Origin of the sequence: Streptomyces orinoci (assembly GCF_003121295.1) — a bacterium.
Lineage (GTDB): Bacteria > Actinomycetota > Actinomycetes > Streptomycetales > Streptomycetaceae > Streptomyces > Streptomyces orinoci.
The window spans coordinates 70,932-82,745 of sequence record NZ_PHNC01000008.1; the positions used below are offsets into that span (position 1 = coordinate 70,932).

The window sequence follows — 11,814 nt, forward strand, 5'->3', positions numbered from 1 at the left end:
CGGACAGGGCAACGAATGAGCCACTCCCAGATCGCACAGGGATCTGAGCAGTATCTGAGCAGTCACGTCGCAGCCACGCTAGCGGAAGAAGTGTTTCCATGGATGTCAATGCAGCTGATATATACGACGTCGTGGGCGTTGGATTCGGGCCGTCCAACCTGGCGTTCGCCATCGCTTTGGAAGAGAACGGAGCCGATTCCCCCGCCGGCCCGGTCACCTCCGCGTTCTTCGAGCGGCAGTCCTCGTTCGGCTGGCATCGCAATATGCTGCTGCCGTCGGCGACGATGCAGGTGTCGTTCCTGAAGGATCTGGCCACCCTCCGCAATCCGGTCTCGCGGTTCGGATTCATCTCCTTTCTCCATGCCTCCGGCCGGCTTGAACAGTTCATCAACACCCAGACATTCTTCCCGACCCGGGAGGAGTTCCATCAGTACCTCGACTGGGCGCAGGGGCTGTTTTCCGACCGGGTCTCGTACGGATCGGAAGTCACGGGAATTCAATTGCCCACGGAAACCACTTCCGCGACTGCCCAGTACCTCCAGGTCAATGTGCGTGACTGCGGCACGGGCGATACCAGGACCGTCGCCGCCCGCAATATCGTGATCTCCACGGGTCTCGTCCCCCAGGTGCCGGACGGCGTGGCATCCGACGAACGGGTCTGGCACAGCTCCGAATTCCTGGAGAGGTTCAAGCAGGCCTCACCCGACACCCTGAAGAAGGTGGCAGTCGTGGGGGCCGGTCAGAGCGGGGCCGAGATCGCCAGGTTTCTGTACGACAGCCTTCCGCAGGCGCAGATCTACGCGATCATTCCGTCCTACGGATATTCGATCGCGGACGACACCCCGTTCGCCAACCGGGTGTTCGACTCAGCGGCGGTCGATGACTACTACTTCGGTACCGAGCGCGGTCGGGAAGCCTTCTGGCGCTACCACAAGAACACGAACTACTCGGTTGCCGACGACGAAGTCATCCGGGACCTGTATCAGCGTATGTACATGGAGGAACTGCGCGGGACCAAGCGCCTGCACCTCCTCAACCTGGCTCGGGTCACAAACGTGAAGCGAATGGGGAACGAGTCGCGCGTCTCCATGGAGTCGCTGCTCGACGGCGGTTCCCAGGACCTCGATGTGGATGCGCTCGTCTTCGCCACCGGCTACGACTCCATGGACCCGAGCGGCGTACTCGGCGTACTCGACGACTACTGCCTGCGTGACGGTGCGGGAAGGCACCGGGTCGGTCGCGACTACCGGCTCGTGACCACACCGGATGTTTCGTGCGGCATCTACCTCCAGGGCGGCACCGAACACACCCACGGACTGACCTCGTCCCTTCTGTCGAACATCGCCGTGCGCGGCGGCGAGATCGCGGATTCCATACTGCAGCGGCGGTCCGTCGATGGGCCGGCGGCATCCGGACTGACCGCCCCCGCCTGATGAGGAATGGTTGATGGCCGCAGCACAAGGTCCCTTGCGCGTCGGCGTTCTCGGCTGCGCGGACATCGCCTGGCGCCGCACTGTGCCGGCGATAGCCGCCTGCCCCGACATCGAGGTCGCCGCCGTCGCCGGCCGCGACGAGGCGAAGGCGAGACGTTTCGCGGCGGCCTTCGACGCCCGCCGGGCGCTGGGCCACGAGGAGCTTCTCGCCGCACGTGACATCGACGCGGTCTGCATACCGCTGTCGGCGATGATGCATGCCGACTGGGTCGCGAAGGCGCTGCGGATGGGCAAGCACGTGCTCGCCGGGAAGCCGCTGACGGGGGATGCGAAGAGCGCGGAAGAGCTGTTGACGCTTTGCAAACATGCGCTATCGCCCGGATATCGGCGGCGCCCTGCTGGACATGGGTATCTATCCGATCCGCGCCGCGCTGTACTACCTTGGCCCCGCTCTCGAAGTGCTCCACGTCGTGCTGCGGGTCCGTGCCCGCACGGGTGCCGTGGTCTCCGGACGCATTCTCGCGTGCACGCCCGGGGGAGTGACGGCCGACCTGGCCTTCGGAATGGAGCACTCCTATTGAACCGGCTGCGCCTTCGCAGGCAGCAGCGGCCTGATGCAGCTCGACCGGGCGTTCACGCCGCCGCCGTCATTGCAGCCGGTGCTGCGCATCGAGCGGCAGGATCACTGTGAGGAGACAACGCTCCCAGTGGATGACCAGTTCGGCAGTATCGCGCGCTACTTCGCTAATGCGGTGCTGACGGGATCGAACATGCTCGATCAATCAGAGATGAGTCGGCGTCAGGCTCAACTGATTGACGACGTGGAACGCGTCGCAGTACGGATCGAGGTCCCTTAGGACGGTCAGCACAATGACCGGAGTTGCCGGTGGGAGTGCCTCATTGTGTCAGCCGTTCTCAGCGGCGCCACGTCAAGTCGAAAAAGGATGGAGAAGGTGATGACCCAGGAGTGCCTCGACGGGACCCTGCGCACCAAAGTCCTTCTGATCGGTGGCACCGGATTCCTCGGTCGGCATGTCCTCGACAGGCTGTCCACGGCGGGTATGGAGGTCACCGTGGTGACCAGGCGTCCGGCCGCCGTGCCCGCGGGGCACGGGGTGGCCGAGCTGCACGACAGGGCTCCGCGACGGGCTCAATTCGCCTCGATGATCAACCGGCTCGCCCCGGACTCCGTGGTCAACGCCGCCGGTGAGATCTGGCGGAACGACGCTTCCCTGCTGCGGGCAGCCAACACCGAGCTGCCGGAGCAACTGGCGCTGGCGATGGCCGACATCGGCAGCACCGCCCGGCTGGTGCACCTCGGCTCGTCATTGGAGTACGGGCCCTTGCCTCACCCGCAGGCGACCGACGAGAGCTGCCCGGAGGAGCCGCGGTCGGAGTACGGGCGGACCAAGCTGCGGGGCACCCGGAGGATCTTCGAGATCGCCCGGAAGGCGTCGCTGGACGTCGTGGTCCTCCGCATCTTCAACGCCATCGGATCGAACATGTCGCCTGCGAACCTGCTCGGCAGGACCGTGCAGACACTCGACCGGGCACGGCGGGACGGACGCCCGGCGCGGCTCACCCTGTTCGACCTGAGACAGCACCGCGACTACGCCGATGCCCGTGATCTGGCGGAGGCGGTCCTGCGCTCGACCGTGTCGCGGCGGCTCGCGGGCGTACCGGTGCTCAATCTCGGCACCGGGCGGGCCGGCAGCGCCTACGACTTGGTCCGCGGGCTCGCGTTGGCCAGCGGAGTGGAGTTCGCGATCGACGTGCTCCCGGCGCCCGAGGGCGGCGGGCGGTCTCTGGCCGCCGGCTGGCAGATCGCCGATCCGACACTGGCTCGGCGTCACCTGGACTGGTCGGCTGCTCGAACGCTACCGGAGACCCTGAGCTGGATCTGGCAGACCGCCGGAGAGGGCCAGGCCCAACCCGTTGCCGGCTGCCCCGCGGAAGGTACCTGATGAATGCCAATCTCAAGGACGAGATCCTCTCACTGGTCAACGAGTACCACGACGCGGTCGGGTCGGAGGCATCCCCATGGGTGCCCGGCGAGGACCGGGTGCTGGCATCGGGCGCCGTACTGACGGCGGCGGACCGGATGGCACTGGTGGAAGCGGCGCTGAACCTACGGATCGCATCCGGCCGCTATACGATCCGGTTCGAGCGGGCGCTGGCCGGCTATTTCGGACTGCGCAAGGCCCATCTGACCAACTCCGGGTCCTCGGCCAACCTGCTGGCGCTGTCAGCGCTGACCGCACCGGAGTTGGGCGCCCGCGCGCTGCGCCGCGGCGACGAAGTGATCACGGTGGCGGCGGGGTTCCCGACCACGGTCAACCCGATTATCCAGAACGGACTGGTGCCGGTCTTCGTCGATATCGACCTGAGCACCTACAACACCACCGCGGAGCTGGTGGAGGCGGCGATCGGCCCGAGAACGAAGGCCATCATGATCGCGCATGCGCTGGGCAACCCCTTCGAGGCCGCCGAGATCCGGGAGCTGGCCGACCGGCACAGGCTGTGGTTCGTGGAGGACAACTGCGACGCCGTCGGTTCCACCTATCGCGGCAAGAAGACGGGAACCTTCGGGCACCTCAGCACCGTCAGCTTCTACCCGGCTCACCATCTCACGACGGGAGAGGGCGGCTGCGTTCTGACGGGCAGCATGGAACTCGCGCGCCTTGTCGAGTCCTTTCGGGACTGGGGGCGGGACTGCTGGTGCGAACCGGGGGAGGACGATCGATGCAATAAGCGTTTCGGCTGGCAGCTCGGCACGCTTCCCTCTGGTTACGACCACAAATACATATTCTCCCATGTGGGATACAACCTGAAGGCGACCGATCTGCAAGCGGCCCTCGGTCTGTCTCAGCTGGAACGGCTTTCCGAGTTCTGTGAAAGTCGACGCAAGAATTGGCTCCGCATGAGATCGGGGCTGCAGAATGTGCCAGGTCTTACGCTGCCCGAACCTGCCCCGAACAGTGATCCGAGCTGGTTTGGGTTCACGCTGACGGTTCAGGATTCAGCACCGTACTCCCGCCGGGACCTGCAACTCCATCTGGAGTCAAAACGCATCAGCACCCGACTGTTGTTCAGCGGCAACCTCACCCGTCATCCCGCCTATGAACACGTCGAGTACCGAGTGTCCGGTAGCTTGTCCAGCAGTGACAAGGTCGCCAAAGACACGCTATGGATCGGGATTTACCCCGGCGTGACCGAGGAAATGATCGACTATGTGATTCGCGAAATCTGGTCGTTTGCGAAGAGGTCACCGCGCTGAATCCGGACCTGCCCCTCCGGGCCTGTTCCACGAACAAAGGTTAGAGAGGTAAGTACTCATGACCATCGCGGAGTGCCGTGTGTGCGGCAATCGGACACTGCTTCAGGTGCTGGATCTGGGAGAGCAGGCGCTGACCGGCGTATTCCCTCGCAGTCGCACGGAGGTCGTGCCAACCGCCCCACTAGAGCTGGTCAAGTGTTCGCCGGACGGATGCGGTCTCGTCCAGCTCCGGCACACCGCCGACCTCGGCCTGATGTACGGCGATCAATACGGTTACCGCTCGGGTATCCGCCCATTCATGATCAACCATCTCCGCGGCAAGGTGGACGAGCTCACCAAGCTTGTTGACATCGGACCCGACGACCTGGTCCTGGACATCGGGAGCAACGACGGGACCTTGCTGTCCGGGTATCCGGCGGACGGCCGGACTCTCGTCGGAGTGGACCCGACCGGCGAGAAATGGCGAGAGTTCTATCCCGAACACATCGACCTGATCGCGGACTTCTTCTCCCGGGAAGTCTTCGTCGCGCACTACGGCTCCCGCCGGGCCAAGGTCATCACCTCGATCGCGATGTTCTACGACCTGCCCGACCCGCTCGGGTTCATGGAGGACGTGAAGGCGACGCTGGCCGACGACGGTGTGTGGATGCTGGAAATGAGCTATCTCCCGTCCATGCTCGAGGCGACCGCCTATGACGTGATATGCCACGAGCACCTGGAGTACTACGCACTCGCTCAGATCGAGTGGATGGCCGAGCGCGCCGGCCTCGACGTCGTGAAAGCTGAGATCACCGACGTCTACGGCGGCAGCCTCTGCGTCACGCTCGCCAAGCAGGGCTCCGGGCACCGGTGTGACGAGGCGGCGCTGAACCGCTTGCGCGCCCGGGAGGCCGGACTGGGGCTCGACATCATGGCGCCCTTCGAGTCGTTCGGTGAGCGTGTTCGCGAACACCGCGACCACCTGCGTGACTTCCTCGACACCTCGCGCAAGGACGGCAAGCTGACCCTGGGCTATGGCGCATCCACCAAGGGGAACGTGATTCTCCAGTACTGCGACATCGGAGAGGAGAGCCTGCCGTGCATCGGAGAGGCCAGCCCGGAGAAGGCCGGCCGATTCACCCCCGGCACCCAGATCCCCATCGTCTCCGAGAAGGAGGCCCTCGCACAACGGCCTGACCAGCTGCTGGTGCTCCCCTGGGTCTACCGGGACGGATTCATCGAGCGGGAAGGCGAATTCCTTCTCCGCGGCGGCAAGTTGATCTTCCCGCTGCCCGCGCCACTGAGGATGGTGTAGCGGCGGCTGTCCCTCGGCATCGCGCGGGGCTGTCCGGCATCGCCCCGGGCGGCTGCCGGCGGCGGCAGCGGTCTCGCCACCGCTCTACTCCTTCGCGCGGGGTGCGCAACCGGCGGGGCGGCAAGCCGCGTACCGCCGACGGGAGTTGCCGGATGGTCTGCTGGACCCGAGCATCCGGGTCAGGGATCACGCAGTCGGCGTGGTCGTGGACCAGGCCGACCGGCAGCGGCTGGATGAGCTCGCCGCGTCTCGCCTTGGACAGCGATCCGCCCGCAGACGGGCCTTGAACAGGTACAGCTCTCCTCTGACATGGCGCCTTTGAGTCAGAACCACTCTGCCGGGCAGACCCTTTCCCGGAGTTGCCGCCGCACCCCTCCTTGGTCCGCTGAGTAGGAGGTCAGACGGATGGGGCGGCATTCGCATATTAAATATCCCGGAACGTCTCGATCTGTGCCCCGACCGAGTTCAGCCGCTCCGCCAGGTCCTCGTAACCCCGGTTGATGACATAGACATTGCGCAGCACCGAGGTGCCCTCCGCCGCCATCATCGCCAGCAGCACCACCACCGCCGGCCGCAGCGCGGGCGGGCACATCATCTCCGCCGAGCGCCAGCGGGTGGGGCCCTCGACCAACACCCGGTGCGGGTCGAGGAGTTTGACGTCCGCGCCCAGCCGGTTGAGGTCGGTGAGGTAGATGGCGCGGTTGTCATAGACCCAGTCGTGGATCAGGGTCTGCCCCTGGGCGAAGGCGGCGATGGCCGCGAAGAACGGCACATTGTCGATATTGAGGCCGGGGAACGGCATTGGATGGATCTTGTCGATCGGCGCCCGCAGCTTGGACGGCCGTACGGTCAGATCCAGCAGCCGGGTACGGCCGTTGTTCGCCCGGTACTCGGGGCTGCGCTCGTGGTCCAGCCCCATCTCCTCCAGCACCGCCAGTTCGACCTCCATGAACTCGATCGGCACCCGGCGGATGGTGAGTTCGGACTCGGTGATCACGGCGGCGGCGAGCAGGCTCATCGCCTCGACCGGGTCCTCGGAGGGGGAGTAGTCCACATCCCGGTCGATGGTGGCCACGCCATGCACGGTGAGGGTGGTGGTGCCCACGCCCTCCACCTTCACGCCCAGCTCCTCCAGGAAGAAACACAGGTCCTGGACCATGTAGTTGGAGCTGGCGTTGCGGATCACGGTCACCCCGTCATGCCGGGCGGCGGCCAGCAGGGCGTTCTCGGTGACGGTGTCCCCGCGCTCGGTGAGCACAATGGCGCGGGTGGGGCGGACCGAGCGGTCCACCGTGGCGTGGTAGGTGCCGTCGGTGGCGGCGATCTCCAGTCCGAAGTGCCGCAGCGCGGTCATATGCGGCTGTACGGTCCGGGTGCCCAGGTCGCAGCCGCCGGCATAGGGGATGCCGAACTGGTCCATACGGTGCAGCAGCGGGCCCAGGAACATGATGACGCTCCGGGTGCGGCGGGCCGCCTCGGTGTCCATGGCGGCCAGGTCCAGCTCGGCCGGCGGCACGATCTCCAGGTCGTTGCCGTCGTTGATCCAGCGGGCCCGGACGCCGATGCTGCCGAGCACCTCCAGGATCCGGTAGACCTCCTCGATCCTGGCCACCCGGCGCAGGGTGGTCCGCCCGGCGTTGAGGAGGGTGGCGCACAGCAGGGCCACGCAGGCGTTCTTGCTGGTCTTGACGTCGATGGAGCCGGAGAGACGGCGGCCGCCCACCACCCGCAGATGCATGGGCCCGGCATAGCCGAGGGAGACGATCTCGCTGTCCAGCGCTTCCCCGATACGGGCAATCATATCAAGGCTGATGTTCTGATTTCCCCGCTCAATGCGGTTGACCGCGCTCTGGCTGGTACCGAGGGCCTCGGCAAGCTGGGACTGCGTCCATCCGCGGTGCTGCCGGGCGTCACGGATGAGCTTGCCGATGCGGGCGAGGTAGGCGTCTGTCATGGGTCAGACGGTATCTCAGATATGAGATCTTGTCGCCGTGAGAACCTGATCTACAGTTGTTCTATTGCTATACGAACAATTGGAGGTGGGGGACATGGGCGTGCCTGTGCTCACGGCGGGCCGCCATTGGCGGACGGGGCTGGTCGTGACGCCCTTTCTGCTGAGTTGTGCGGTGTTCTGGGCGGTGTACTCCGCCCATCGGGACTGCCTGCCCGACCGGCTGGCCACCCACTTCTCCGGCTCCGGGCACGCGGATGGCTTCAGTTCGGCGGGCTCGCTGCCGGTGGTGGCCCTCACCCTGCTCCTGGTGGCCGGACTGCTGTTCGGTGTCTGGGCCTACGCCATTGAGGTGACCCCCAAGGGCTGGCGCGGGCAGCTGGTCTTCGCCTATGTGCTGGCCGCCTTCCTCGGCTATGTCCATATATCGGTGGTACTCGTCAACTCCGGGCATGAGAATTCCGCCGATCAAGTGAGCTTGTCCCTGTGGGAGTTGCCAAAAGCCCTGGGGGCGGCCGCCCTGGCCGCTGCCCTGGGACTGCTGCTGGCCACCCTGGTGGCCCCGGCCCAGCGGAAGGCCGCCGCCCCGGCGGCCCCCGGCCCCCGGCTGGACCTCGGCCGGGACGAGAGCGCCGTATGGACCCGAACGGTGGGCTCTCCCGTCCTGCGGCTCACCGGATTCGCCGAGACGGTGGCGGGCCTGGCGCTGTGCGCGGCCGGCCTGCCCTTCGCGGGCGTGAGCCTCGTGCTCGTCGGCGCGCTGTCCGCGGTGGGCGGCTCAGGCGCCCGGATCACCGTGGACCGGCACGGCCTGACCGCCGTACCCGCCTGGCTGCCCTTCCCCCGCCTGCACATCCCGCTGGAGCGCATCACCTCCGCCGCCAGCCGGCGGGTCCGGCTGCTGAAGGACATAGGCGGCTGGGGCTACCGGGTACGGCCCGGCCAGAGCGCGCTGGCCATGCGCTCCGGCGACGCCCTGGTCGCCACCCTGAGCACCGGCAGCGAGTTCCTGATCACCGTCGATGACGCGGCCACCGCCGCCCGGCTGCTGAACGCCCTGATCGTCCGCGACGGCCGCCCCGCCGACCAGGGAGGCTGAGATGCTCGTCCGCCTCGACACAACCTCCCCGGTACCGCTGGGGGACCAGATAGCCGCCTGTGTCCGCGGCGCCATCGCCGAAGGCTCGGTACGCCCCGGCGAACGGCTCCCCGCCGCCCGGGCGCTGGCCCGCTCGCTCGGCGTCAATGTGCACACCGTGCTGCGCGGCTACCAGCGGCTGCGCGAGGAGGGGCTGATCGAACTCCGGCGCGGCCGGGGCGCCGTGGTCACCACCGAGGACACCGGCCCGGCCCGGGCCCGGCTGCTGGCCGGCGCCGCCCGTCTGGTCTCCGAGGCCCGCTCCTTCGGCCTGGGCGACGAGGAGATCCTGGACCTGGTCCGTACCGGCCTGAGCGGAGGCTGATGCTGATGACGCACACTGGAGGAAGGAGGCCGGGAGCGCCGAGAGGAGCCGTCTTCGATGACCGAACGCAAGCCGCCCGGAATGGACTTCGAGACCTGGGCCGACCGCCAGATCCGCGAGGCCGAGCAGCGGGGTGACTTCAAGGACCTGCCCGGCTTCGGCAAGCCGCTGCGCAGCCTCGCCGCCCCCTACTCCGATGACTGGTGGGTCAGGGAGAAGATGCGCCGGGAGCAACTCTCCTTCCTGCCGCCCGTCCTCGCCCTGCGCAAGGAGGCCGAGGACGCGCTGGAGGCCGCGTACCGGGCCCCCTCGGAACGGGCGGTGCGCGCGATCCTCGACGGGATCAATCCCAAGATAGCGGCGGCCCTGCGGATGCCGCCCGCCGGACCGCCGCTGGGCCTGAAGCCCTTTGACCCCGAAGAGGTCCTCAAGGTCTGGCGCGAACGCCGGCGCGAGCGCCCGGGCGAAGCTCAGGGCGAGGGCGTCACCAGCCCCGACTCATAGGCCAGGATGACCAGTTGCACCCGGTCCCGGGCGTTCAGCTTGGTCAGCAGCCGGCTCACATAGGTCTTGACGGTACCCACGGTGATGAACAGCGCTTCGGCTATCTCGGCGTTGGTCATCCCCCGCCCCACCAGCACCAGCACCTCCCGCTCCCGCTGGGTGACCCCGGTGAGCGCCGGGCAGTCGGGGGCGGGCCCGGGCCGGGCGGCGAACTCCGCGATCAGCCGCGCGGTCACCCCGGGGGCGATCAGCCCGTCCCCGGCGGCGACCACCCGCACCCCGTCCAGAATGGCCTCCAGGGCCATGTCCTTGACCAGGAACCCGCTGGCCCCCGCCCGCAGCGCCGCATACACATAGTCGTCATCGTCGAAGGTGGTCAGCATCAACACCTTCGCCCCACCCGGCCCTTGGGTGATCAGCCGGGTGGCCTCGATGCCGTCCATGCCCGGCATCCGGATGTCCATCACCACCACATCCGGCTCGGCGGTACGGGCCAGCCGCACCGCCTCCGCGCCGTCCGCGGCCTCCCCGGCCACCTCCAGGTCCTCGGTGTCCGTGATCACCATCTGCAGCGCGGTGCGCACCAGCGCCTGGTCGTCGGCGAGCAGCACCCGGGTGGTCATCGCACCCCCGCCGGAACCGGCAGCCGGGCCGCCACCCGGAAACCGCCCCCGGGACGCGGCGCGGCGGTGAACTCGCCATGCAGCAGGGCCACTCGCTCCCGCATCCCGGTCAGCCCGTACCCCTGGCCGCCGCCGTTCTGCGCCCGGCCCCCGGCGTCCACCACCTCGATGGCGACCTCCTCGGGCCGGCAGTCGATGGACACCCGGCAGGAACCGGAACCCGCGTGCCGCACCACATTGGTCACCGACTCCTGGACGATCCGGAACGCCGACAGATCGATCTCCGGTGGCAGCGGCCGCCGTTCGCCCCGCCACCGCACCTCCACCCTGACCCCGGCGGCCGTGGTGGCCTCGGCCAGCCGCTCCACATCCGCCAGCCCGGGCATCGACTGCCCCAAGGCCCCGTCCTCCCGCCCCGGTTCGGCCTGACGGAGCGCGCCCAGCATCCGGCGCAGCCCGGACAGGGTCTCCCGGCCGGTCAGTTCCACCTCGCGCAGCGCCTGCCGGGCGCGGGCCGGCTGGGTCTCGATGACCCGGCCCGCGGCCCCCGCCTGGAGGGCGATGATGCCGATGCTGTGCGCCACCATGTCATGCAACTCCCGGGCGATGCGCAGGCGTTCGGCAGTCACGGCCTGGGCCGCGGTGCGCTCGGCCAGCTGCCGGGCGTGCTCCTGGGACTGGCGCAGCGAGTTGCCGATCAGCCACGCCACCACCGTGCACAGCACCACCACCAGCTCGGCCGAGAGGGCGATGGGCCAGCCGCACAGCACCCGCAGCACCAGATAGGCGGCTGGCATGCCGAGGGCCGTGGCGGCGGCGATGTTCCCGGTCCGGCGTGGCTGGACCGCGGTGAGGAAGCACAGCGCCACATCGACTGGCAGGGACTGCAGCAGCGGGATCCCGCCGACGGCCAGGTTGCCGGTCACCAGGATGGCGGCGAGGAGCAGCAGCCACAGGGCCGCCAGCGGCCGTCGTCCCAGCAGGATCGAGGCCCACAGCGTCGTGCCGGCGGCCAGTGCCAGGAACAGCAGACCGTCCCAGCGGTAGAGCTGGAAGGCGGGGAAGGCTTCCGGACCCCACTCCCCGGGCAGCCTGACCCTCGCCAGATAGGTCAAAGCGGTACAGGCGCACCAGGCGAGAGCCGTCCAGGCGCCTGGCGGCACCCGTTTGATCAGGGGAAGGGGCGGTGTGACGTGCATGCGGCGGATGGTAGCCAGCTGATCGGTGACCGGTCATCGGCCCGGGGACCTACCTCCAGGGATGACATCC

The 11,814-nt window shown here is 67.9% G+C and carries 12 protein-coding genes and 1 pseudogene; 10 read left to right on the forward strand and 3 right to left on the reverse strand.

The annotated features are described in order from the left end of the window. The first annotated feature begins 98 nt into the window (after positions 1 to 98). From CV755_RS05750 to CV755_RS05770, 7 genes and pseudogenes are all read left to right on the forward strand, one after another. The gene (locus CV755_RS05750; RefSeq protein WP_109279069.1) at positions 99 to 1,433 is read left to right on the forward strand and encodes a lysine N(6)-hydroxylase/L-ornithine N(5)-oxygenase family protein; all 1,335 of its coding nucleotides are present in this window, start codon (positions 99 to 101) and stop codon (positions 1,431 to 1,433) included. Positions 1,434 to 1,446: 13 nt separating this feature from the next. After that, positions 1,447 to 1,740: pseudogene (locus tag CV755_RS35835) on the forward strand (Gfo/Idh/MocA family oxidoreductase); the annotation flags it as partial. Positions 1,741 to 1,798: 58 nt separating this feature from the next. Then, a complete protein-coding gene (locus tag CV755_RS35840) occupies positions 1,799 to 2,014 on the forward strand; it encodes a Gfo/Idh/MocA family protein (protein ID WP_241561020.1) in 216 nt (71 codons plus the stop codon). Positions 2,015 to 2,047: 33 nt separating this feature from the next. Continuing rightward, positions 2,048 to 2,290 (forward strand): hypothetical protein, encoded by a 243-nt coding sequence (locus CV755_RS35845; protein WP_241561021.1) that lies wholly within the window; start codon positions 2,048 to 2,050, stop codon positions 2,288 to 2,290. 99 nt (positions 2,291 to 2,389) lie between these two features. Beyond that, positions 2,390 to 3,397 (forward strand): NAD-dependent epimerase/dehydratase family protein, encoded by a 1,008-nt coding sequence (locus CV755_RS05760; protein ID WP_161968599.1) that lies wholly within the window; start codon positions 2,390 to 2,392, stop codon positions 3,395 to 3,397. Beyond that, a complete protein-coding gene (gene rfbH, locus CV755_RS05765; RefSeq protein WP_109279071.1) occupies positions 3,397 to 4,710 on the forward strand; it encodes a lipopolysaccharide biosynthesis protein RfbH in 1,314 nt (437 codons plus the stop codon). Before CV755_RS05760 ends, rfbH begins: the two co-directional genes overlap by 1 nt. Positions 4,711 to 4,768: 58 nt before the next feature. After that, on the forward strand, positions 4,769 to 6,004 hold the full coding sequence (locus CV755_RS05770) for a class I SAM-dependent methyltransferase (protein ID WP_109279072.1): 1,236 nt from the start codon (positions 4,769 to 4,771) through the stop codon (positions 6,002 to 6,004). A gap of 424 nt (positions 6,005 to 6,428) precedes the next feature. On the opposite strand, the gene CV755_RS05780 is transcribed toward CV755_RS05770, so the two are convergent. Further along, positions 6,429 to 7,958 (reverse strand): helix-turn-helix domain-containing protein, encoded by a 1,530-nt coding sequence (locus CV755_RS05780; RefSeq protein WP_109279073.1) that lies wholly within the window; start codon positions 7,956 to 7,958, stop codon positions 6,429 to 6,431. Positions 7,959 to 8,052: 94 nt separating this feature from the next. On the opposite strand from CV755_RS05780, the gene CV755_RS05785 reads away from it, so the two are divergent. From CV755_RS05785 to CV755_RS05795, 3 genes are read left to right on the forward strand one after another with little or no spacing between them, the layout of a single operon-like run. After that, positions 8,053 to 9,054, forward strand: coding sequence for an SdpI family protein (locus CV755_RS05785; protein ID WP_109279074.1), 1,002 nt, complete (start codon positions 8,053 to 8,055; stop codon positions 9,052 to 9,054). A gap of 1 nt (position 9,055) precedes the next feature. Further along, a complete protein-coding gene (locus tag CV755_RS05790) occupies positions 9,056 to 9,418 on the forward strand; it encodes a GntR family transcriptional regulator (RefSeq protein WP_109279075.1) in 363 nt (120 codons plus the stop codon). 57 nt (positions 9,419 to 9,475) lie between these two features. Continuing rightward, positions 9,476 to 9,922: a DnaJ family domain-containing protein gene (locus CV755_RS05795; RefSeq protein WP_109279076.1), complete on the forward strand. Its 447-nt coding sequence runs from the start codon at positions 9,476 to 9,478 to the stop codon at positions 9,920 to 9,922. Here CV755_RS05795 and CV755_RS05800 read toward each other — a convergent pair. Beyond that, positions 9,889 to 10,545 carry a response regulator gene (locus tag CV755_RS05800; RefSeq protein WP_109279077.1) on the reverse strand — a complete coding sequence of 219 codons (657 nt, stop codon included), beginning with the start codon at positions 10,543 to 10,545 and terminating at the stop codon, positions 9,889 to 9,891. The genes CV755_RS05795 and CV755_RS05800 overlap by 34 nt on opposite strands. After that, complete coding sequence (locus CV755_RS05805) at positions 10,542 to 11,744, reverse strand: sensor histidine kinase (protein WP_109279078.1); 1,203 nt, start codon at positions 11,742 to 11,744, stop codon at positions 10,542 to 10,544. Before CV755_RS05805 ends, CV755_RS05800 begins: the two co-directional genes overlap by 4 nt. Between the last annotated feature and the right edge of the window lie 70 nt (positions 11,745 to 11,814).